This is a genomic window from Paracoccus salsus, from assembly GCF_021556615.1.
Taxonomy (GTDB): domain Bacteria; phylum Pseudomonadota; class Alphaproteobacteria; order Rhodobacterales; family Rhodobacteraceae; genus Paracoccus; species Paracoccus salsus.
Genome location: NZ_JAKGGD010000001.1, coordinates 83,475 through 106,979 on the forward strand (window position 1 = coordinate 83,475; position 23,505 = coordinate 106,979).

The 23,505-nt window shown below is 67.4% G+C and carries 18 protein-coding genes; all 18 read right to left on the bottom strand.

The features are described from left to right. Positions 1-97 precede the first annotated feature (97 nt). The 18 genes from L1965_RS00430 to L1965_RS00515 all read right to left on the bottom strand — a co-directional run bounded on the left by L1965_RS00430 (position 98) and on the right by L1965_RS00515 (position 23,439). A complete protein-coding gene (locus L1965_RS00430) occupies positions 98-799 on the bottom strand; it encodes an ATP-binding cassette domain-containing protein (protein WP_235754438.1) in 702 nt (233 codons plus the stop codon). Between the two features lie 2 nt (positions 800-801). Further along, a complete protein-coding gene (locus tag L1965_RS00435; RefSeq protein ID WP_235754439.1) occupies positions 802-1,974 on the bottom strand; it encodes an FtsX-like permease family protein in 1,173 nt (390 codons plus the stop codon). Next, complete coding sequence (locus tag L1965_RS00440; protein ID WP_235754440.1) at positions 1,971-3,242, bottom strand: HlyD family efflux transporter periplasmic adaptor subunit; 1,272 nt, start codon at positions 3,240-3,242, stop codon at positions 1,971-1,973. Before L1965_RS00440 ends, L1965_RS00435 begins: the two co-directional genes overlap by 4 nt. A 347-nt stretch (positions 3,243-3,589) precedes the next feature. Beyond that, positions 3,590-4,372 (bottom strand): crotonase/enoyl-CoA hydratase family protein, encoded by a 783-nt coding sequence (locus tag L1965_RS00445; protein ID WP_235754441.1) that lies wholly within the window; start codon positions 4,370-4,372, stop codon positions 3,590-3,592. Continuing rightward, positions 4,365-5,228: a hydroxymethylglutaryl-CoA lyase gene (locus L1965_RS00450; RefSeq protein WP_235754442.1), complete on the bottom strand. Its 864-nt coding sequence runs from the start codon at positions 5,226-5,228 to the stop codon at positions 4,365-4,367. The genes L1965_RS00445 and L1965_RS00450 overlap by 8 nt, the downstream gene beginning before the upstream one ends. Further along, complete coding sequence (locus tag L1965_RS00455; RefSeq protein ID WP_235754443.1) at positions 5,221-5,874, bottom strand: glutathione S-transferase family protein; 654 nt, start codon at positions 5,872-5,874, stop codon at positions 5,221-5,223. Before L1965_RS00455 ends, L1965_RS00450 begins: the two co-directional genes overlap by 8 nt. Further along, positions 5,871-7,799 carry an acetyl-CoA carboxylase biotin carboxylase subunit gene (locus L1965_RS00460; protein WP_235754444.1) on the bottom strand — a complete coding sequence of 643 codons (1,929 nt, stop codon included), beginning with the start codon at positions 7,797-7,799 and terminating at the stop codon, positions 5,871-5,873. Before L1965_RS00460 ends, L1965_RS00455 begins: the two co-directional genes overlap by 4 nt. Positions 7,800-8,097: 298 nt before the next feature. After that, a complete protein-coding gene (locus L1965_RS00465) occupies positions 8,098-9,702 on the bottom strand; it encodes a carboxyl transferase domain-containing protein (protein ID WP_235754445.1) in 1,605 nt (534 codons plus the stop codon). Positions 9,703-10,078: 376 nt separating this feature from the next. After that, positions 10,079-10,561 carry a lysozyme inhibitor LprI family protein gene (locus L1965_RS00470; RefSeq protein ID WP_235754446.1) on the bottom strand — a complete coding sequence of 161 codons (483 nt, stop codon included), beginning with the start codon at positions 10,559-10,561 and terminating at the stop codon, positions 10,079-10,081. Next, positions 10,558-12,084 (bottom strand): AMP-binding protein, encoded by a 1,527-nt coding sequence (locus L1965_RS00475; RefSeq protein ID WP_439332039.1) that lies wholly within the window; start codon positions 12,082-12,084, stop codon positions 10,558-10,560. The genes L1965_RS00470 and L1965_RS00475 overlap by 4 nt, the downstream gene beginning before the upstream one ends. A gap of 31 nt (positions 12,085-12,115) precedes the next feature. Continuing rightward, complete coding sequence (locus tag L1965_RS00480) at positions 12,116-13,276, bottom strand: isovaleryl-CoA dehydrogenase (protein WP_235754448.1); 1,161 nt, start codon at positions 13,274-13,276, stop codon at positions 12,116-12,118. 296 nt (positions 13,277-13,572) lie between these two features. After that, positions 13,573-14,355 (bottom strand): transglutaminase-like domain-containing protein, encoded by a 783-nt coding sequence (locus tag L1965_RS00485; RefSeq protein WP_235754449.1) that lies wholly within the window; start codon positions 14,353-14,355, stop codon positions 13,573-13,575. 175 nt (positions 14,356-14,530) lie between these two features. Then, entirely contained in the window at positions 14,531-15,793 is a 1,263-nt protein-coding gene (locus tag L1965_RS00490) for an AGE family epimerase/isomerase (RefSeq protein ID WP_235754450.1), read from the bottom strand. A 7-nt stretch (positions 15,794-15,800) separates the two neighbouring features. Next, entirely contained in the window at positions 15,801-18,164 is a 2,364-nt protein-coding gene (locus L1965_RS00495; RefSeq protein WP_235754451.1) for a Tex family protein, read from the bottom strand. Positions 18,165-18,224: 60 nt separating this feature from the next. After that, entirely contained in the window at positions 18,225-20,744 is a 2,520-nt protein-coding gene (locus L1965_RS00500) for a cation:proton antiporter (RefSeq protein WP_235754452.1), read from the bottom strand. Positions 20,745-21,161: 417 nt separating this feature from the next. Beyond that, entirely contained in the window at positions 21,162-21,422 is a 261-nt protein-coding gene (locus tag L1965_RS00505) for a hypothetical protein (RefSeq protein ID WP_235754453.1), read from the bottom strand. A 192-nt stretch (positions 21,423-21,614) separates the two neighbouring features. Beyond that, positions 21,615-23,021 carry a type I glutamate--ammonia ligase gene (gene glnA / locus L1965_RS00510; protein ID WP_235754454.1) on the bottom strand — a complete coding sequence of 469 codons (1,407 nt, stop codon included), beginning with the start codon at positions 23,019-23,021 and terminating at the stop codon, positions 21,615-21,617. Between the two features lie 79 nt (positions 23,022-23,100). Further along, positions 23,101-23,439, bottom strand: coding sequence for a P-II family nitrogen regulator (locus L1965_RS00515; protein ID WP_235754455.1), 339 nt, complete (start codon positions 23,437-23,439; stop codon positions 23,101-23,103). Between the last annotated feature and the right edge of the window lie 66 nt (positions 23,440-23,505).

Below are 23,505 nucleotides of genomic sequence, written 5' to 3' on the forward strand. Positions count from 1 at the left end.
GGCGTTCGCTGCGGCGGGACGCAACCGGCACGGAATGCGAAAGCCCTGCACCCGCCAGAACAGGCCGCGTCAGGCGAGGTTCGGGCGCAAGCGGCCTTCACCCGCGCTCTTCGCTCCCGACGATCCGCCCGTCCTCCAGGGTCAGAATGCGGTCCGCCCGGTCGAGAATGCGACTGTCATGGGTCACGAGGAGCGTTGTCATCCCGCGCGCGCGCCCCATGCGCTTGAGCAGATCGACGACCTCGGCGGCGCTGTCCTTGTCAAGCGCGGCGGTCGGCTCGTCCGCCAGCACCAGCGCCGGATTGCCCACCAGCGCGCGGACGACAGCGACGCGCTGCTTCTGCCCGCCCGACAGGTTCGCCGGCAGATAGTGGGTCCGATCCGCCAGCCCGACAAGCCCAAGCGCATGGGCGGCGGCCTGTTGCGCGACCGTGTCGGCGATGCCGGGATGGACCTGCAGACCCATGATGACATTCTGCAACGCGGTCAGGCTTTCATGCAGGTTGTGGGCCTGAAAGATGAAGCCCAGCCTGCGTCGCAGCGCCACAAGCCGGGCCTCGGCCGCGCCGTTCAACTCGTGCCCCAGCAGCCGGACCGAGCCGTCCTGAACCCCGCGCAGGCACCCGATCAGCGTCAGCACCGTGGTCTTTCCCGACCCGGACGGACCCATCAGCACCGTGAAGCTGCCGCGCCGCAAGGTCAGGCTGATGTCGAAGAGGACCTGCTTTCCGGCCTCGCCGCTGCCGAAGCAGTGGTTCAGCCCCTCGACCTCGATGATGTTCTCATCCTCCATCATCATCCTCAGAACAGGTCGGCCGGATCGGCGGCAGCCAGGCGGCGGGTCGCGATGGCCCCGGACAGGGCCGAGAACACGAGCGTGCCAAGCAACACGCTGATCGCCATGAACGGGGTCATGGCCAGCGGCAGGGTGGTGATCGCGCCCATCAGCGTCAGGATCCCCGTGCCGACGATCAGGCCAGGCACGAAACCCATGACGCCCAGCACCAGCGCCTCTTCCAGCACGATGCCCAGAAAGAAGCCCTGACCATAGCCCATGGCCTTGAAGGTGGCGTATTCACGCAGATGGTCGGCCACGTCGGTGGACAGGACCTGATAGACGATGATCAGCCCGACCAGCACCCCGATCAGCACGCCGAAGCCGAAGATGATTCCGGTCGGCCGGCGGGTCTGCTGATAACGAAGATCCTCTTGCGCGGCGTCGGCATAGCTGCGGATGCGCAGGCTCTGATCCGAGATCAGCGTCGTGAGTCGCCCGATCACCTGTTCGATGTCGGCGCCGGGCCGCACTGCAAGCAGAATATGATCCGGCGCGCCGGAACTTCGGGCGGGGAACAACGACAGGAAGGTCTGGTCCGACACCAGCATGTAGCCATCCCCGCCGAAGCCACCGCCGCCCGCGAATGTGGCATAGGCCGTCAGCCTGCGACCCTGCGCCTCGAAGCCAAGCGGCGTTTGCGGGCGGATCGCGGCAGCCTCGTCCCTGGCCAGGCCGCGCGCCAGCCGATCGAGGATCGTGGCATGCTGCACGCTGAGCAGCCTGGCATCGTCAGCGATCGCAGGCGCCAGGAAGCCGGGCTTTGCCGGATCGATCCCGAAGGTCGTCAGGCTGATGTCCTTTTCCACCCGGTCCCAGGGCACATTGGCCACGAACAGTCCCATGCCGTCGGTCACGTCAGGATCGGCCATCGCCTGCAACAGCCACTGGCGCGCGACATTGCCGCCCTCGTTCAGGGCGTTGGCGTCGCCGGCCGAGATCATCACATCCGCCTGGAAGAATTCGTAGGGTCGCAGGGTCGCCGCCGCCATCGAGTTCATGATCCCGAGCTGCACGAAGACCAGCACATTCGCAAAGGCAACCCCGGCCAGGGCTGCGGCAAAGCGGCTGCGATTATGCGTCAGTTGCAGCCAGCCGATCGGCAGGCGTCCGAACAGGTGGCGCAGCAGCCAACTCATCGGTTCGCCCGCGCACTGGCCGACGTGTCGATCCGGGCGATGACCTCGAGATTGGTGAAACGCCCCGCCAGCTCAGACGAAGGCTGATCCAGCGCCACCATCACCCGTATCACCCGGGCATCCTTGTTCTCGGCCGCGTCGTCGGAAATCATGCCCTGCCGGCCCACGGTCAAACCGATGCTGTCGACCGTGCCGATCAGGGTCTGACCCAGGGCGGCAGAAACCAGTTCCACGGGCTGATCCAGCCTGACGGCGCTGATCCGGTCCTGCCAGACCTCGACCTCGGCCATCATCTGGCTGGTGTCACCCATCTCCATGATCCCCTGCGCGGGTGGGCGGCCGCCCGGTGTCGCGTGGATATCGAGGATCGTGCCGGTGATCGGAGCCACCACCGCCGCCCGTTCAAGGTCAAGCCTCGCGCGGGCCAGTTCGGTCCGGGCCGCGTCCACGTTGCGTGCGGCCACGACCACATCGGGCTGCTCGTCCAGCGCCACGGCCGAGAACCGCGTCAGCGTCGCCTCGGCCCGGGTGACGGCCAGTTCCGCGCCCGCCGAGGCCGTGCGCACGGCATCCAGCGTGGCCTGGGTTGCGACCCCGCGCTGGAACAGCTCTTCGGTCCGGGCCAGGCTGGCGGCCGCCTCGGCGGCATTGGCCTGCGCCTCGTCCAGCGCGGCCTGCGCCTCGTCACGGCTGGCCGCGACACTGGCGCGGGTCTGCATCAGGCCGGCCTCGCGGATGGCGAGGTTCGCCTCGGCCATCAGCACCACGCTTTCCAGCGCGCTGCGGTTGTCGAGCCAGGCCAGAGGCGCGCCCTTCTCGACCCGCTCACCGACCGAGACCAGAACATCCGCCACCCGTGCATCGCCCGCGCCGAACGGCGCCGCCACGATCGAGATGTCGCCACGCGGCAGGATGCGGGCAAGCCCGACCACATCGGTGGGCAGCATGGTCTCGGCCATTCTGGGCGGCAGTTCGATTTCGGGCGGCAGCGCGATCGGCGCCGTCGATCCGCCGCCGGGCTGCAGACCCGTGATGGCGTAGAAAAGTCGCAAGCCGGGCGGCTGGAAATACAGGCCGATCACGGCACCCGAGAACAGCAGGGCGGGGATCAGCAGGACCAGCAGCCAGCGCATGCGGAACCGGCGTCGCCGGGGGGATTCGGAACTGCTGGCCAGACCCAGATCAAGCGGTATGTCAGAACGTTCTCCGGATGTCATCACGCCAGCCCTTTCCTGCGCCCCCGCCATGCCCTGAGGATCAGGCGTCATCTGGAGCATTTCCTCGATCCCCCGGGCCAACAGGCGGCGCGTCCTCATGCAACCGCCAGACCACTTGGTGCAAGACGTCCGTCTGTCCCGCCTTGATCTCTGTCAGAAACGCGCATGGGCATGGCGAATGATTTACGCCGACCGGCTGCGTTTTCTCGATCAACCATGTCCGACGGCGGGTCCTTCTGCCGATGGTCGCGGCCGTCTTGCCGCTGCTCGCACCACGCGGCACGACCCGCGCCGCGCGAGGCTGGAACCCGGCTCTCGCGCGCCCGGCGAGGTTGCGCCGCCGAGGGAGGTCGGATCGACCCCGTCCGGTTTCACCGTGGCGGCGCGGGCTCGGGACCTCAGCCCTGCCAGGCGGGCTTGCGCTTGTCAAAGAATGCCGCGATGCCCTCGGGTGCCTCGGACCCCTCCCATGCGGCCACCAGCCGGTCGATGCTGTCCTCGATCGTCGCCTGATCGATGCGTGGACCAAGCGCGCGGCATTGCGCCTTGGCTGCGGCGATCGCACCGGGCGCGGCCAGCAGGAACGGTGCAACCTCGTCTTCGACAGCCCGGTCGAGGTCTGCGGGCGGCACCGCGCGCGCGGCAAGATTCAGCGTCACCGCCTCCTCCGCGCCGAAGATGCGGGCCGAGAAGAAGACCCGTCTTGCCTTGTCCTCGCCCATCCGGGCCAGGACATAGGGGCCGATCGTGGCGGGAATCAGGCCCAGCCTGACCTCGGTCAGGCCGAATTTCGCTTCGCGCGACGCGATCGCGATGTCGCAGACCGACATCATGCCGACGCCGCCGCCGAAGGCATTGCCGTGGACCCGCGCGATCAGCGGCTTGGGCAAGGTGTTCAGGGCCGAAAGCATGCCGGCCAGCAGGCGCGCACCCGCGCGACGGGTTTCGGCGTCGACCCCCATCTGTGCCTTCATCCAGCCCAGATCGCCACCGGCGCAGAAACTGGCCCCCTCGCCCGCCAGCACGACGACGCGGACGCCGGAATCGGCGCCAAGCCTGCCTGCCGCCTCGGTCAGTTCCTCCATCATCTTCTGCGACAGGGCGTTGTGCTTGTCGGGCCGGGCCAGCCACAGCATGGCCACGCCGCGTGCGTCGGTCTTGATCCGGATCGTCTCAGCCATCTGCTTCCTCCCGCATGGCGCGCGCCATTCCGGCCGCCCTGTCGATGATCGTCTGGTCCAGCCCGACCTCGTGGCCGCGGCGGGACAGATATGCAGCGACCTTTTCGGTCGCGACATTCCCCTTGGCACCGGGCGCATAAGGGCACCCGCCCAGGCCGCCGACCGCCGCGTCGAAAACGCGCAGGCCACGCGACAGGCTGGCATCGATATTGTCCAGCGCCCGTCCCGCGGTGTCGTGATAATGGCCGGCCAGCCGCGTCGCCGGCACCTCGTCCAGGACCGCCGACAGCATCGCATCGATCGTCTCGGGCCGGCCCTGGCCGATCGTGTCGCCCAGACTGATCTCGTAGCAGCCCATGTCGCGAAGCGCCGCCACGACGCGGGCGACATTCGCCGGCGGCGTCGGGCCGTCGAAGGGGCAGTCGGTCACCACGCTGACATAGCCGCGCACCGGGATGCCATCGGCCCGCGCCGCCGCCACCACCGGCAGAAACCGCGCGAGAGTTTCGTCGATGGTCGCGTTGAGGTTGGCCTTGCTGAAACCTTCCGAGGCGCTTGCGAAGATCGCGACCTCGTCGGCCCGCGCCGCCCGGGCCGCCTCGTAGCCCTTGATGTTGGGGGTCAGCGCCGCGTAGCGGACGCCCGGCACGCGGGCGATCCCGGCCATCACCTCGGCGGCGTCGGCCATCTGCGGCACCCATTTCGGGCTGACGAAGCTGGTCACCTCGATGCGCCTGAACCCGGCCTGGGACAACAGGTCGACAAGCGCGATCTTTTCGCGCGCGGGGATCAGGCGGCGTTCGTTCTGCAGCCCGTCGCGCGGGCCCATCTCGAATATCTCGACCGCATCAGGCATCGGGAACCTCATAGAAATCGCGCGCATAGATGCTGTCTTCGCCGGCCCGCGCAAGCGCCCGTCGATAGGCCGGTCGCGCCGTCATCCGCTGGCGATAGGCCGACAGCGCCGGATACGGGTCGGCAGGCAGAAAGCGAAACAGCGCGTCGATGTTGAACCCCAGCATGCAGTCCGCAGCCGAAAAACCCGAATCCAGCAGACTTGGCCGCTCGGCCAGCCGTTCCTCCAGCGCCCGCGCGGTAACGGCCAGCCGCCTCGTGTCCAGCCGCATCAGCGCGGGCGAGCGGGCGCTTTCCGGGCGCAGGAAGATATGCTGGATGTTCAGCGCCTGCAGGATGTTGGCCTGGGTCTCGGCAAAGCTGACCCACTCCAGGAACGCCGCGCGCTCGGACGTCCCCTGTCCCGGCGCCAGTCGCCCCTCGCGCTCTGTCAGATACTGCACGATCGCGCCGGACTCGAAGATCGCCTGCCCGTCGATCTCGAGTGCCGGCACGCGCCCGGCCGGCGACAGGGCACGAAACTCGGGGCTGCGCAGCGAACCGTCGGTCAGCGACCAGACGCGCAGGTCGCATGCCAGGCCCAGCTCCTCGAGAAGCCAAAGCACGCGCAGCGACCGGGAACCGGGCACATGGTGCAGGCGGATCATTCCGCCTCCTCCTCCTCAAGCCGGATCAGCGGCGCGCCGGCCTCGACCTGATCGCCGGCGGCTGCAAGCACCTCGGCCACGACGCCATCGCGGTTGGCGGTCAGGCTGTGTTCCATCTTCATCGCCTCCAGCACGGCAAGACGGTCGCCGGCCCTGACCGGCTGCCCGGCCTTCACATGGACCGATTTGACCAGCCCGGGCATCGGCGACAGCGTCAAGGCCGCGCCGCCCGATTCCGCCTCCCGCGCCAGCGGGTCAAGAGGGACCAGTTGCACGGTCCGCCCGCCAAAGACACTGACCCCGGCATCATGGGTGACGATCCGGTTGCGGCGCAGCGTGTCATCGACCCACCAGCGATCGCCCTGCCAGCGCACCTCGTGCGCCTGACCCTCCAGCGTGACCCGCGCGGCACCCGGGCCAAGCACTTCCAGCAGCGCCTCGCCGCCGTCCCAGGCGATGGTCCGGCGCAGCGGTTGCCACAAGGTCGCGCCGCCGCGGACCGAAGGGTCTGCCAGCCCCGCCAACCCGATCACCGCCAGGGCGCGGGCGCGCGGGTCCGGACCGGATGCCGCCAGCAACGCCTCGAGGTCGCGAGCGATCAGCCCGGTATCGACCTCGCCCTTGCGGAACCCCTCGTGACGGGTCAACGCGATCAGGAAATCGAGATTGGTGACCGATCCCGCCACCTCGGTGTCGACCAGAGCCGATTCCAGTGCGCGCAGCGCGACGGCCCGGGTCGGGCCATGCGTCACGACCTTGGCGATCATCGGGTCATACCAGGGGCTGATCGCGTCGCCCTGCCGGACGCCGGTCTCGATCCGGGCCCCCTCGGGGAAGCGCAGATGCGCCAGCCGACCGGTCGCGGGCAGAAAGCCTGCCGGCACATCCTCGGCGTAAAGCCGCGCCTCGAAGGCGTGACCCGTTATGCGCAACTCCTCCTGCCTGGCCGGCAGCGGCTCGCCGCTGGCGACGCGCAATTGCCACTCGACCAGGTCGATGCCTGTGATGGCCTCGGTGACCGGGTGTTCGACCTGAAGACGGGTGTTCATCTCCATGAACCAGAAGCCGTCCGCCCGCAGCCCGTCGCTGCCGTCGACGATGAATTCGATCGTGCCGGCGCCCTTGTAGCCGATCGCCTCTGCGGCGCGCGTGGCTGCCGCCCCCATCACCTTGCGGATCTCGGCGGTCATGCCCGGTGCCGGCGCTTCCTCGATCACCTTCTGATGGCGTCGCTGCAGCGAACAGTCGCGCTCGAACAGATGCACGGCGCGATGGCCGTCACCGAAGACCTGGACCTCGATATGGCGCGGTTGCAGGATGTATTTCTCGATCAGCACATCGGGATTGCCGAACGCCGTCCTGGCCTCGGACTGCGCCGAGTCCAGCGCATCGGCAAACGTGCCCGGTTCGTCCACCCGGCGCATGCCCTTGCCGCCGCCGCCGGCCACCGCCTTGATCAGAACCGGATAGCCGATCTCTGCGGCTTTATCGGCCAGGTAGGACGCGTCCTGATTGGCGCCGTGATAGCCCGGCACGACCGGCACGCCGGCCTCTTCCATCAGCGCCTTGGCGGCGTCCTTGAGGCCCATGGCGCGGATCGCCCTGGCCGAAGGACCGATGAACACCAGCCCTGCGGCTTCGACCGCCTGCACGAAATCGGGGTTCTCGGACAGGAACCCGTAGCCTGGATGGATCGCCTGCGCCCCGGTTGCCGTGGCGGCCGCGATGATCGCGTCACCCCTGAGATAGCTTTCGGCCGGCGCCGGTCCACCCAGATGAACCGCCTCGTCGGCCATGGCGACATGGCGGGCGGCCCGGTCCGCGTCCGAGAACACGGCGACCGTCGCCACGCCCATCCGGCGGCAGCTGTCGATGACGCGGCAGGCGATCTCGCCGCGATTGGCGATCAGTATCTTGTGGAACATGGCGGCTCCTGCTTTTGGCGGAACGCTTCGGGGGCTTCGCGCCCCCGGAGCGCCGCGGGATATTTCGGCCAGGGCAAAGGCATCGGCTGATGAGAAAGAGCGTCCCGACCCGGGTGCCCCAAGGCTGCGCGGCATCGATCGCCAGACGTCAGGGCAAGCGCCGACACGGGCCTGTCCCGACCATGCGGGTCGTGACCGGCACGCAGCCCTGCGGCTCGGCCCCGCGCCCACGGGCCCGGGTCGCGCCGAGCCTTCCCTGTCCATCCGTCCCAGGCGGAATCGTCCATCATGTCGCGTCCTACATCCTGAACACGCCGAAGCGCGTCGGCTGGATCGGTGCGTTCAGTGCGGCGCGCAGCGACAGGGCCAGAACGTCGCGAGACTTGCGCGGATCAATGATGCCATCGTCCCAGAGCCGTGCCGAGGCGTAGAGGGGATGCGACTGGCGGTCGAACATCTCGATCGTCGGCTGCTTGAATTCGGCCTCTTCCTCGGGCGACCATGACCCGCCCGCCCTCTCGATCCCGTCACGCCTGACGGTCGCCAGAACGCCCGCCGCCTGTTCGCCGCCCATCACGCTGATCCGGCTGTTCGGCCAGGTCCACAGGAAGCGCGGGCTGTAGGCGCGACCGGCCATGCCGTAATTGCCGGCGCCGAAGCTGCCGCCAACCAGCATGGTGATCTTGGGCACGCTGGTCGTGGCGACCGCCGTGACCATCTTGGCGCCGTGCCGGGCTATGCCCTCGTTCTCGTATCGGCGACCGACCATGAAGCCGGTGATGTTCTGCAGGAAAACCAGCGGCACGCCGCGCTGGCTGCACAGTTCGATGAAATGCGCGCCCTTCTGGGCGGCCTCGGAGAACAGCACGCCGTTGTTGGCGACGATGCCGACGGGGCAGCCTTCGACATGCGCGAAGCCGGTGACAAGCGTCTCGCCGAAGCGCGACTTGAACTCGTCGAAGCGGCTGCCGTCGACAACGCGGGCGATGACCTCGCGGATGTCGTAGGGGGTGCGCAGGTCTGCGGGGACGACGCCCAGGATCTCATCGGGGTCATAGGCCGGCGGCTCGGCTGGCTGCCAGGCGACCGTGTCGGGACGCCGGCGATTCAGATTGCCGATCGCGCGGCGCGCCTGCGCCAGGGCGTGACCGTCATCCTCGGCCAGATAATCGGCCACGCCGGACAGCCTCGTATGCACGTCGCCGCCGCCAAGATCCTCGGCCGTCACGACCTCGCCGGTCGCGGCCTTGACCAGCGGCGGACCGGCCAGGAAGATCGTGCCCTGGTCGCGCACGATGATCGTGACGTCGGACATCGCCGGCACATAGGCTCCGCCGGCCGTGCAGGACCCCATCACCACGGCGATCTGGGGGATGCCCTTCGCGCTCATCCGGGCCTGATTGAAGAAGATGCGTCCGAAATGGTCGCGGTCCGGGAAGACCTCGTCCTGGTTGGGCAGGTTCGCACCGCCGCTATCGACCAGATAGACGCAAGGCAGATGGCATTCCTCGGCGATCTCCTGGGCGCGCAGATGTTTCTTGACCGTCATCGGATAATAGGTGCCGCCCTTCACGGTGGCATCGTTGGCGATCACCATCACGTCCTGACCGTGAACGCGGCCAACCCCGGCGATCACACCGGCACCGGGGGCGGAGCCGTCATACATGCCATGCGCCGCCGTCGCCGCGATTTCCAGGAAGGGCGATCCGGGGTCCAGAAGGTTCGCGACGCGTTCGCGCGGGGGCATCTTGCCGCGTTCGACATGGCGCTGCATCGCCTTGGCGCCGCCCCCTGCCGCGGCAGCCTCGGCGGCCTCGCGCGCGGTTGCCAGCAAGGCCAGATGCGCCTCGCGGTTGGCGCGGAAAGCGTCGGAATTGGTCAGGGCCAGGCTTTTCAGTCTCATGGGCGGGTCCCTTGGTTCGGCGCCGCGCGGCGTGTTGTCACAGCCGGAGAGTTCCGGCCAGTCATTTGATCTGGATCATGTTTTTCGGACCCCGTCGGGCGTAGCCGGGCCGTCGCGAACATGCGGGAAACGGCGAGGTGACGAGGCCTTGGCGCGCGGCGGGCGTCAGGATGGCGATCGCGGCGATGGTGGGGTCCCCACCGCCCGGTGGCCGGTCGCCGGCACCCGGGATCGCCAGCCAGGGCGCTATCCGCGACCACGGCGCATCCGATGTCATGACGTCGCGAAAGGAAACGGCGTTCGGGGGAACCGTCGTGGCGCATCCCGCAAGGGGTGCGCCATTCCATTCCGCAGAGGACGTGTATCGGCATCGGTCCTACTCTCCCCACCGCATGTCGCGAAGCTGAAGGCTGCGCCATGCGGTGTGACGCAGCCGGCAATCCGCGCCCGAGATCAGCCGCATCGAGCCGCCGCCAAATTGATCATACGCGAGGCTGCAATCGGCATCGCGCATTGCGATCCAGCCGCGCTGTGCCTGCAACAGCAGCTCGGCCAGTTCGGGCGCATCAGCATGATCCGCCCGCCGCGCCATGTATTCCCGGTTCAGCAGCCTGTCCCATGCGGCGGCTTCGGCCATCAGACACTGGCTGATCGCCAAGGTCGTCTGGGGCTGTTCGTGGCTCATCTGGCAGGCATCGGCGGGCTGCCCGATACAGGCGGGATCGGTCTGGCCGCGCGGGGTGGCGTCGAAACAGGCGCTGACAGCGCCGCTGTCCAGCGGCGCCTCTTGCGCGGCAGCCATCACCGGGGCCACCAGCATGATCAGAAACATCGCCGTCACGCGCGACGTGTGTGTCATTCGCCCTCCGCCAGCTTGCGCAGCTCGCGCCGCATCACCTTGCCTGTGACCGTCATCGGCAGACTGTCCAGAAACGCGATCTCGCGCGGGTAGGAATGGGCCGCCGACAGGCGTCGGGCGTGATCCTGCAATTCGGCGGCCAGATCGTCGCTGGCGACATGGCCCGCGCGCAGCACGACATAAGCCTTGACCCGTTCGGTCCGCAGCGGGTCCGGCTTGCCGATCACGCCCACCTGCGCGACGGCAGGATGCCTGAGCAGGCAATCCTCGATCTCGGACGGGCCGATCCGGTAGCCGGCCGACGTGATGACGTCGTCGTCCCGCCCGACGAAGCGAAGATACCCATCCTCGACCACGCCGCGGTCGCCGGTCACCAGCCAGTCGCCGCGGAATTTCCGGGCCGTGTCGTCCGCGCGATTCCAGTATTCCAGCATCATGCTGCCGGCGCCGCGCCGGATGGCGATGTCGCCCTCGCCGTCGCAGGGCTGGCCGTCCCCGTCGATCACGCGCAGATCGAAGCCCGGCACCGGCTTGCCGATCGCGCCGGGGCGCGGCGGGAACATCGCCGAGGACGAACTGGCCACCATGTTGCATTCGGTCTGGCCATAGAACTCGTTGATCGTCAGGCCAAAGGCGCTGCGGCCCCAGTCCAGCATCTCGGCCCCCAGCGTCTCGCCGCCCGAGGCGACGCTGCGCAGGCCGGGGATCGTCACATCCGCCGCCTTGAGCATCTTCAGCGCGGTGGGCGGGAAGAAGATATTCCGGATACCGCAATCCGCGATCAGCTGCGCCACGGAATCGGGATCGAATTTCGGCATCCGCGCGGCGACGACCGGCACGCCAAGTGCCAGCCCGGGCATCAGCACATCGAAAAGCCCGCCGATCCAGGCCCAGTCGGCGGGGGTCCACAGGCAGTCGCCCGGCTGGCCCAGCAGATCGTGGCTCATCTCGACGCCCGGCAGATGGCCGGTCAGGACGCGGTGGCCATGCAGCGCCCCCTTGGGCGCGCCGGTCGTGCCCGAGGTGTAGATGATCACCGCCGGCGTTTCCGGCCCTGTCGCCCGGATCGCGAACGCACCGGCGTCGTCCAGACCGTCCTCGGGGACGATGATCCGCAGATCCGGGAACGCGCTTAGCATCTCGCGCCCCTCGGGGTCGGCGATCACGGTCTTCACGCCGGCATCGCGCAGGCGCAGCTCCAGCGCCTCGGGGCCGAACAGCTTGAACAGCGGAACCGATATCGCAGCCGATTTCCAGACCGCCAGATGCGCCGCCGCCGTCCAGGCCGATTGCGTCCGCAGCACGGCCACGCGCTCGCCCTCGGCGGCGTCCAGCGTGTGGGCCAGACGGTCCGTCATCGCCGTCAGTTCCGCACAGGTCACGGGGCGCGGCTGGCCGTCATGTTCGATCAGAACGACGTCCGATCCCTCATGCGCAAGAGCCTGGCGCGCCATGTTCAGGTCGTGCGGATAGGACCAGCGAAAGCTGTCGCGCAGCGCCGCGTGATCCTGACCCTCCAACATGCGCATCAATCGCCCCCCGCGACGGTCCGCATCAGACCAGTTCCATCAACTCTCGGCCGATCAGCATGCGGCGAATCTCGCTGGTGCCGGCGCCGATCTCCATCAGCTTGGCGTCACGGAACAGCCGGCTGACGGTGCTGTCGTTCAGGAAGCCCGCGCCGCCAAGCGCCTGCACGGCCTGGTGCGCCTGCACCATCGCCTGTTCGCTGGCGTAAAGCACCGCGCCCGCCGCATCCTGCCGCGTGACCTTGCCGGTGTCGCAGGCCCGCGCCACCTCGTAGACATAGGCCCGTGCGGTGTTCAGCGCGACATACATGTCGGCGATCTTGCCCTGCATCAACTGGAACGACCCGATCGGCTTGCCGAACTGCTTGCGGTCGCGAAGATAGGGCAGCACCTCGTCCAGGCAGGCGGCCATGATGCCGGTGCCGATGCCCGAAAGCACGAGGCGCTCATAATCCAGGCCCGACATCAGCACGCGGACGCCCCGGCCTTCCTCGCCCAGCACATTCTCGAACGGGATCTCGCAATTCTCGAAGATCAGCTCGCCCGTGTTCGAGCCGCGCATCCCCAGCTTGTCGAAATGCGGCGACGTCGAGAAGCCGGCCATGCCGCGCTCGACGATGAACGCGGTGATGCCCTTGCTGCCCGCTTCGGGGTCGGTCTTGGCGTAGACCACCAGCGTGTGCGCATCCGGAGCGTTGGTGATCCAGTACTTGTTGCCGTTCAGAACGAAACGGTCGTTCTTCTTCTCGGCCCGAAGCTTCATCGAGACGACATCGCTGCCGGCCCCTTCCTCGGACATGGCAAGGGCCCCGACCGCCTTGCCGCTGCACAGGTCCGGCAGGTATTTCGCGCGCTGTGCGTCGGTGCCGTTCAGCTTGATCTGGTTCACGCACAGATTCGAGTGCGCACCATAGGACAGGCTGACGCTGGCCGAGGCGCGGGCCAGTTCCTCGATCGCGACGACATGGGCCAGATAGCCCATGCCGGCGCCGCCGAACTCCTCGGGGACGGTAATGCCCAGCAGGCCCAGCTCGCCCATCTCGGACCACAATTCATTGGGAAATTCGTTGTCGCGATCCACCGCCGCCGCCAGCGGCTTGAGCCGCTCTTGCGCCCAACGATGCACCATGTCGCGAAGGGCGTTCACATCCTCGCCCAGTTCGAACTGCATGCCCTGCGTGAACATCGACAAACCCCCTCCCGGTTTATTGAACGGTCGTTCATTTAATGCCTTTTAAGGCATCGCCGCTTCACCCGTCAAGCAAAGCCTGCGCCGGATCGCGGAACGCGTCAACATGGACCGCCTGCCCTTGTCCGAGGCGCGCATCCGCACATGCCGGATCTCGGCAACGCGCGCGTCCTGCGCCCGGCGTTGTCGATGATGGCCGGCCGTGGTGCCCTGGCCTTTCCGGCCGATTCGGTCAAACTGACCGCGCCCGGCAGGGTTACGGCGCAGAGTGTGGGCCGCGATCGGCTTTCGCGTCAGACAGAGATCGAACGGACGCGCACCGTCTGGATCCGAAGCTCGGCACCGCTCATGGTGGTCATGAAAGCCACGTCGGTCGCGTCGCGCCCGACCGCGATCAGCGCCATGGTATCGGCCTGGGCCATGCCGGTCGGATCGACAAGCCACCAGCCGCCCTGCAGATAGACCTCGACCACGGCGTGGAAATCGGGCGGCTGGACCGACGGGGCATAGGCGCTGGCGATCCGCGCCGGAATCTGGGCGGCGCGGCACAGCGCGATCATGAGATGCGCATAGTCGCGGCAGACCCCCTGGCGTTCCAGGAACGTGTCGGCGGCGGTGGTGGCGGGGGTACTGACCCCCCAGACATAGTCCAGCCGGTCCTCGACCCAGTCGCGGATCGCGGCGACCTTGGCCCCGCCTTCCAGTTGCGCGAAATGGCGCTGGACGTAGGGCGTGAAGCGTTCCGCCTGGCAATAGCGCGAAGGCAGCAGATAGCGCAGCGCGTCGCCCGGCATATCGTCGATCTGGTCGGCCGACAGCCGCGCGAGATCGGGACAGCGGCGGGTTACGGTAACCTCGGCGGAATACCGGCAGGACACGCGATTCGCGGAGCGCAGGATGATCCGCTCGCCGATGCCCTCCTCAGCGGGAACGCGGGCGAACCGATCGACCTGGCCGAAATCGATCGAGGTCCGGTGCAGTTCCTGCCCGCTGGCGCCGGCCGCCTCGAGCACCAGAAGCACGGGGCCAGGCTCGGCCAGCCCATAGTCCAGTTCGACATCGATGCTCATCCGCATGACTGACCCCTGCTTGTGCGAGAACAGATCGGCTGATCGCAGAGGAAGGCGGGCCATGCAACCGGCAACTGGCCCGTGACCTGCTCACCCGTCAGGGACGAAGCCCTGCCGCCCCCATCGAAGGGGCGGCAGGGCTGCGACGGGCGTCGCCCGCCGCGCCGCACGACCGTCAGCGTCACGGCTTCGCCGGCGCCAGGGGCGCCCCCACCACCAGCGCCGCAGCCATGCGCGACAGACCCGGCGCAAGCGCAAGGAGATCGGCCTGCAGCGCATGATAGATGTCGGGCTTGCCCGAGAACTGGCTGGACCCCGGCTGCCTGCCCCGCCTCGCCTCCGGGAACCAACCGCCCGCCTGATGGTCGATCAGGTGCCTGTCGGCATGGACCCAGAGGCGCCGATACCATGTCTCGTCCCCGGCCTGCCGCGACAGCTTGATCAGCGCGGCGAGGGCGCCGATGGCCTCGGTCACCGGCCACCAGTAGCGCGCAGCGTTGTCGATGCCGCCATCGGGATTCAGCGTATAGGCCAGACCGCCATCGCCGGCACTCCAGGCATCGGACAGAGCGGTTTCGACCAACTGCCGGGCCTGCACCGGCGCGCCCCCCCCGGGCCGGCCGGCAAGATCCCACCATTGCAGCAACAGCCGCGCCATCTCGAAGGAATGGCCGGGCGTGGTCCCGGCAGGCCGGAACATCGGATTTCCCGCATAGGCGTGATCCGGGCGCCAGTCGCCGGTGTAGTGTTCAGGAATTCGCCAGCCATGCGCAGAGGCCTGGCCGGCGATGAAGAACGCGAGGATTCGCCCCGCGCGCGACAGGTATTCGGCCTCGCCGGTGGCCTCGTGCGCGGCGAGCAGCGCCTCGACACCGTGCATGTTGGCATTCATGCCCCGATAGGTCGAGAATGGCTGCCAGTCGCGCGTGAACTCGTCCCGCAAAAGCCCGCGCGCCTCATCCCAGTAATACTGGTCCAGCACTCCGGCGATGTCTGTCAGCAGGCGATCGGCATCGGGATGCCCGGCCTGCCTTGCGGTGGCGGCCGCAAGCATCACGAAGACATGGCCATAGGCCAGCTTGGTGCCGTCGGCGACCGCAGCGCCATCCAGAGACCAGACATAGCCGCCATGCCGTGGGTCCCGGTGACGGCGCCACAGATAATCCATCCCCTGATCGATGATGCCGGCGCCGTCGGGCCGGCCCGCCATTCGCGCCAGCGCATAGGAATGGACCAGGCGCGTCGTCGTGTGCAGTTCCTGAACCCCGGAAGGCAGCGGATTTCCGGCCGCATCCAGCGTATGGAAACCGCCACGGGCGCGCGGGCTGGCATCGAAGAAGTCCAGCGCGCGGTGGGCGTCGCGGATCAGGAAGGCGCGATGCGCCGGGTCGTCCATCCAGATGCCGGCGGCGTCGCGCCTGCCGGGTCCCTCGGTCCTGTTCATATCGCCTTCACCGCTTGCGCATCGCATCCAACAGGGCGGCGCCGAACGCCCCCTGCCCGGGGTCCCCGGCGCCGGTCCGGCCACCATTCTGGCCGCCGTTCTGGCCACCGTTCCGGACCGGCGATGCAGATTTCGCGCCCTTTGGCCCGACCTTTCCGCCCGCTCCGGCGCCCGCTCCGGCGCGTGCGGGATGGTCGGTCTGCCCCCCGCCATCCTTGCGCATCGAAAGCCCGATACGCTTGCGCGGGATGTCCACCTCGGTCACCCGAACCTTGACGACATCGCCGACCTTCACGACCTCGGTCGGGTCTTTCACGAAACGGTCGGCCAACTGGCTGATATGCACCAGGCCGTCCTGATGCACGCCGATATCGACGAAGGCGCCGAAGGCCGCCACATTCGTCACGGTACCTTCCAGCGACATGCCGGGCTTGAGATCCCGGATGTCCTCTATTCCGTCCGCGAAGGCGGCCGTCACGAAACCCGGGCGCGGATCACGGCCGGGTTTTTCCAGTTCGGACAGGATATCGCGGATCGTCGGAAGGCCGAAATCGTCACCCACGAACTGCTCGGCCCGGATCCCCCTCAGCGCGGTCCCGTCGCCCATGATCGCCCTGAGATCGCGACCGCAAGCCTGCACGATCCGGCGCGCGACCTTGTAGGCCTCGGGGTGGACGGATGTGGCGTCCAGCGGTTCGTCGCCGTCACGGATCCGCAGGAAGCCCGCACATTGCAGGAAAGCGCGCGGACCAAGGCCGGTCACCTTCTTCAGCGCGGCGCGCGACCGGAACGCGCCTTCGGCGTCCCGGTGGGTGACGATGCTCTGCGCCAGCGAAGGCCCCAGCCCCGCAACATGGGACAGCAGCGGCGCCGAGGCGGTGTTCAGATCAACGCCGACCGCGTTGACCGCATCCTCGACCACCGCTTCAAGCGTTCTGGCAAGCTGGCGCTGGTCCACATCGTGCTGGTACTGGCCCACGCCGATCGATTCGGGCGGGACCTTCACCAGTTCGGCCAGCGGATCCTGAAGGCGCCGGGCGATCGACACCGCGCCGCGCAGCGACACGTCAAGGTCGGGAAACTCCCGGGCGGCCAGTTCCGATGCGGAATAGACCGACGCCCCGGCTTCGGACACGACGACCCTTGTGGGCGTCCTTGCGCCCTTGGGCAGCCGCTTCAGCATGTCGGCCACCAGCCGTTCGGTTTCCCGGCTGGCGGTGCCGTTGCCGATGGCGATCAGGCCGGCGCCATGTTTCGCGATCAGCGCCTTCAGTGTGGCCTCGGACCCGCGCAGATCGTTCTTGGGCTGAAACGGATAGATGGTCGCGGTATCGACCAACTTGCCCGTCGCGTCGATCACCGCAACCTTGACGCCTGTGCGGATGCCGGGGTCCAGACCGATCGTCGTCTTCGCCCCCGCCGGGGCGGCCAGCAACAGATCCCTGAGGTTGCGCGCGAAAACGCGGATCGCCTCGTCATGGGCGCGTTTGCGCAGCTCGGACAGCAGGTCGACATACATCGTGTTCGACAGCCGCACCCGCCATGTCCAGCCCGCCACCTGCCGCAGCCACCGATCGCCGGGCTGATCGCCCAGCCGACCGATCGCCTGAACCACGATGCCCTCGGCTCGCGCGGCGCCGGTTTCGGGATCGGGCGAGATGTCGATGGTCACGACCTCTTCCCTGGCGGCCCGCAGGATCGCCAGCGCCCGATGCGAAGGGATGCTTGCCCATTTCTCGCGATGGTCGAAATAGTCGCTGAACTTTGCGCCGGCCTCGTGCCGGCCCGCGATCACCCTTGCCGCGATGAAAGCCTCGGCGCGCATGAAGTCGCGCAACGCGCCCAGCAGCCCGGCCTTCTCGGAAAGCTGCTCGACCAGGATGTCGCGGGCGCCATCCAGCGCGGTCTTCACGTCGGGAACGGCCTCGGTCAGATAGGCCTGCGCCAGCGTCGCGGGATCGGCGGCGCGATCGTCCTGGATCGCGCGCAGCAGCGGCTCCAGCCCGCGCTCGCGCGCGATCATGGCCTTGGTGCGGCGCTTGGGCTTGAACGGCAGGTAGATATCCTCAAGCGCCGCCTTGGTTTCGGCCGCGTCAATGGCGCGCGCCAGATCGTCGGTCAGCTTGTCCTGATCGCGGATCGAGCCCAGGATGGCGGCTCGGCGGGCCTCCATCTCGCGCAGATAGGTCAGCCGGTCGGCCAATGTCCGCAATTGCGTGTCGTCAAGCCCGCCCGTCGCCTCCTTGCGATATCGAGCCACGAAGGGAACCGTCGCGCCGCCATCCAGCAGCGCGGTCGTGGCGGTGACCTGCGCGGGGCTGGCGCTGATTTCGGTCGCGATGATGCGGGCGATGCGGGCGGCTGCGTCCATGCGGTCCTCTCGGGTGTCGGGATCGCAGTTCTAGCCTCGCCCGGCTCTCGCGCCAAGCGGTCAGTCGACCGCCAGTTCCGGCAGCCGCGAGACCTCTTCGGCGATCGCCCTTGCCGAGACGCTGTCGCGCACCGCCTGGCGCAGCACGCCCGAGCGTTTCAGCGCCCTGCGGAAATCGGACTCGTCCAGCACCAGCAGGCTGGTCGGTGTGATCGCCGTCACCTCGACCCGGCGCGGCTTCCTGGTCAGGACTCCGATCTGGCCGAACATCTCGCCCCGTCCAAGCCGCGTCGTCTGGCCGGCGACCTCCTGCTCGACCGCGCCCGAGGCCACGAAGAACACCCGGCGCGACTGGCTGTCCTTGCGGACGATCACGCGGCCCGCGTTGACATAGCGGGTCCGCAACGCGCGTGCCAGCCGGCGAAGTTCGACCGCCTCGAGATCCGCAAACAGCGGAAACTGGCGGACCAGTTCTTCCTTGCGGAGGGCAAGATCGAGACGCGGACGACCCTCGGCCTCGTGCCGCCGGCGCCTGATGTCGGCCATCAGCGACGTGTACAGTTCCGCCCCAATCAACCCGTCCTCGCGCATGGCATTGTATTCGCGTTCCTCCAGCCGCAATGCCGTGCGGCGGATGAAGCGGCGCTCCAGCTTTTCGGCATAGCCGGGATATTGCAGCCGCAACCCCTGCAATGCGGATTCAACCGCCTCCTGCCGCCGGGTCAGCAATTCGTGCAGCAGGTCGCCGACGCGGCGCCCGTGAATTCGCCGGATCCTGCTGTCCAGAAAGCCATGCAGGTCGCGCAAGATGAGTCTCTTGGCCAGCAGAACCTCGAACCGGTCCGCGGTCATGCGCGCCAGCGGGCCCGCGATTCTGAGCCGGTTGCGCAGGAAGGACGCCAGCCGGAACGCCGGGCCATAGCGCAAGCCGCGCCGCGCCATGCGCTGATAAGGGGTGCGCCCGCCCGTGCGCGCGGCCTCGATCAGCCGATCGGCGTCGGTCAGCATGGTTTCGGACAGGCGCGCGCTGATCGCCCGCTCGCGAAAACGCTGGAGGATGGTCTCGCGCTCGTGCCCGGCCAGCGCGATCAGCCCCAGCGTGATCCGGTCACGGTCGAGAATCTGGGTATTGTCCTCGGCCTCGGCCCGTTCGACCGCCTGGTCCAGCCGTTCCGCGAAACGCTTTGCCTCGGACCTGACAGTGTCGCGCGTCAACTCGTAGCTTTCGGCGTTGTTGGCGACCTCCTCGCGGACCGTCTGCAAGGCGACCGCGACGACCTGGTTGGACAGCGCCTCGTCCAGCGGCGACAGCTTGTCCAGCCCCAGCCGGCCGATCAGCCAGCGCAGCGTGGTGCCCTGCACGATCAGCGTGAACAGCGTGAAACCTGTCGCCAGGATGCCGACAAGCCGCTTGGTTTCGGCCGGGACACTCAGGCTTTCGGTCACCGCCAGCGCCAGCGCCAGTGTCACCGCGCCACGCAGCCCTCCCCACAGGATCGCGACGCGATAGGGGTTCTCGACGGCCGGGGACAGCTTCAGCAGCGACAGGACCGGCATCAGGGCGAACAGGACGACCGCGCGCGCGAATGTCGCCGCCAGGATCAACACCAGGATCAGCGCAAGATCCCCCGGCCGCACCTCGCCCAGCAGCCGCGGGATCAGCAGTGCCGCAAGGATGAAGATCAGCGCTCCCGCCCAGTGCGCCAGCAGGTCCCAGACCTCGCGCAGATTGGCCCAGAACGCCGGTGACAGCCGAGCCGGCCCCATCAGGTTCAGCGTCAGGCCGGCGCCCACCACGCCGATCACCCCCGAGGCGCCCAGCAGCTGTTCGGTCCCGATATAGGCCAGATAGGGCACCGCGACCGACACCGAGACCTGCGCCAGCTCGTAGCGTGCAAACCACTGCATCAGCAGCAGCGCCGCCCGCGCGGTCAGCCAGCCCCCAAGCCCGCCACCGGCCAGCAGCCAGGGGAACCCGCCGATCGCTTCGCCGAAGCTGGGATCGGGGACGCCCAGCATCACAAATCCCATGAACAGCCCGAACAGCGCGATCGCCGCGGCGTCGTTCAACAGGCTCTCGCCCTCGATGATCCGGGCGAGGCGCCGCGGCGCGGACAGGGACCGGAAGATGCCCACCACCGCCGAGGGATCCGTGGTCGAGACAATCGACCCGATCAGCAGGCAGACCACCAGCGGCAGCCCGCTGACCCAGGCCAGCGCATAGCCGATGGTCAGCGTGGCCACGATCACGGCGACCACGGCAAGGACCAGGATCGGCACCCAGTCATCGGCCATCCGCCGGACATTCATCCCCAGCGTGGCCTGAAAGATCAGGGTCGGCAGGAACACGTAGAGGAACACGTTGGACCGGATCGGCAGGGCAAGGATCGATTCGGCCACCGGATTCAGTGCGTCGGTCAGATCGGTGCGCAGGAAGAAGGTCGCCCCGGCCCCGATCATGATGCCCAGCAACGCCAGAATCACGCTGTAGGGCAGCGACAGCCGTGCCGCCAACGGCTCGGCCATGCCGATCAGCAGGAACAGCAACGCGACGATGGTGGTGAGCAGAGCGATGTCCATGGCCCTGCGATACGCAATAATTCGAGCCCGGGGAATATGCCGGTGGCCAATCCGGCTACGCTTTCTCGTGAAGCGGGCGCCAAGGCGCGCGGCCGACGGTCCGCGCTGTTGCGGATGCTGCTTCCGCGGATGTTGTGTCGGTTGCGGCCGGTGGACGGGTTCTTGACCCCGTCCGCACCCCGTTGCGTGGCCCGGAACACATTGTCACGTGCATCTTGCGGCGACGCGCTGACGGCCGAATCGTCGCCGAAGGCGTTGATCCCGGGCAGAGCCTTTCTGCCGACCGCCCACGGCTCGATGTCCGGGCGGTTGACGTCGCCCGGGTTGATGGCGCGGCCCAAAGAGCACCGCCGGGACGGAAAACGGCGCGCGCAGGACGGCCTGCGCGCGCCAACGGCATGCCTCACCGGTCGGATTCTAACGATCGCCGCGGCTCGGCGGATCGATCCGGCCGCTGGAAGGAAAGACGGTGATCGAAATCACGTCGTCGGCCTTCAGCCCTAGCCGCGCAAGTGCCGCGCCGTTGTGGATACTGCCCGCAGCGACGGACTTCTCCATGACGTCATGGACGACGGACTTGTAGGTATCGGGACGCTCGTGCTGGTAATAGGCGGCAGCGGGCAAGGCGGTGGCCAGCGTCAGCGCAAGCGCAGTCAAAGTCGAAAAATTCGAGATCATGGTCGCATCCTTTTGATTCATAATCAGACCTTCAAGGGGTCCTGATTGCGGATACGGATCGGAAGCGGCGTTCATTACACCGATCGCGGCGTCGTGACGGGGTGAGAGGTTTTCGTGTCGCCGGCCGCATCGACGTGAAAAAGGGCGCCGGATGGCGCCCTTTCGATCTGGTGGACCCAGTCCCCCGAAGGATCAGCAGCTGTAATACATCTGGTATTCGACCGGATGGGGGGTGTGTTCGTAGGCGTACACTTCTTCCCATTTCAGCGCCATGTATCCCTCCAGCTGGTCGCGGGTGAACACATCCCCCGCAAGCAGGAAGTCCATGTCCTTTTCCAGCTCTTCCAAGGCCTCGCGCAGGCTGCCGCAGACGGTCGGGATCTCGGCCAACTCCTCGGGCGGCAGATCGTAGAGATCCTTGTCGGAGGCGGAACCCGGATCGATCTTGTTCTTGATGCCGTCAAGACCTGCCATCAGCAGCGCGGCAAAGCACAGATAGGGGTTGGCCGAGGGATCGGGGAACCGCGCCTCGACGCGCTTGGCCTTGGGCGATTCCGTCCACGGAATGCGGACACAGCCCGACCGGTTGCGGGCCGAATAGGCGCGCAGGACCGGGGCCTCGAAGCCCGGGATCAGGCGCTTGTAGCTGTTGGTCGCCGGGTTGGTCAGCGCGTTCAGCGCCTTGGCATGCTTGAGGATGCCGCCGATGAAATACAGCGCCTCCTGCGACAGATCGGCGTATTTGTCGCCGGCGAACAGCGGCTTGCCGTCTTTCCAGATCGACATGTTGACATGCATCCCCGACCCGTTGTCGCCCTTCATCGGCTTGGGCATGAACGTGACCGACTTGCCATAGGCGGCGGCAACGTTGTGGATGACATATTTGTATTTCTGGATGTTGTCCGCCTGCTCGGTCAGCGACCCGAAGATCAGTCCCAGCTCGTGCTGCGCGCTGGCGACCTCGTGGTGGTGCTTGTCGACCTTCATGCCCATGCGCTTCATGGTGGTCAGCATCTCGCCGCGGATGTCCTGGGACGCATCGACGGGGTTGACCGGAAAGTAGCCGCCCTTGTGGCCGGCGCGGTGGGCCTGGTTGCCCATCTCGTATTCCGTGTCGGTGTTCCAGGCGGCATCGACGGCATCGATCTGATAGGCCACCTTCTGCGGGGTCACCGAATAGCGAACGTCATCGAAGATGAAGAACTCGGCCTCGGGCCCGAAATAGGCCGCATCGCCGATCCCCGACGATTTCAGATAGGCCTCGGCCTTGACGGCGGTGCCGCGCGGATCGCGGCTATAGGCTTCGCCGGTGTCGGGCTCGACCACGTTGCAATGCACGCACAGCGTCTTTTCGGCATAGAACGGGTCGATATAGGTCGAGGCCGGGTCCGGAATCAGCTTCATGTCGGACTGGTCGATCGACTTCCAGCCCGCGATCGAGCTGCCGTCGAACATGAAGCCTTCCTCGAAGAACTCCTCATCCACCAGATCGACATCCAGTGTCACATGCTGAAGCCTGCCCTTTGGATCGGTAAACCGGACATCGACATAGGCGACATCCTCTTCCTTCATGAGATTCAAGACGTCCTTGATTTCCATCTCTTCCCTTTCTTCGTAAATGCTGCCCGGCTGCTGCGGCTGCCGGGCGCGGAAGTTTCTCGATTGATTCCGGCGCCGGTTACAGCGCGTCGTCGCCCGTTTCGCCGGTGCGAATCCGGATCGACTGCTCGACGGACGATACGAAGATCTTTCCGTCGCCGATCTTCTCGGTCCGCGCCGCGCCCACGATGGCGTCGATGGCGGCCTCGACCTGATCGTCGGGCAGCACCATCTCGATCTTCACCTTGGGCAGGAAGTCGACCACATATTCCGCGCCGCGATAAAGTTCGGTATGACCCTTCTGGCGACCGAAGCCCTTGACCTCGGTCACCGACAGTCCCTGCACGCCCACTTCCTGAAGCGCCTCTTTCACATCGTCCAGCTTGAACGGCTTGATGATCGCCTCGATCTTTTTCATCGCTATAGATCCTTCCTCGCGGCTTGCCTGACGTCTGATTGGCGGGTTTCATGGGCGGGGTAAATG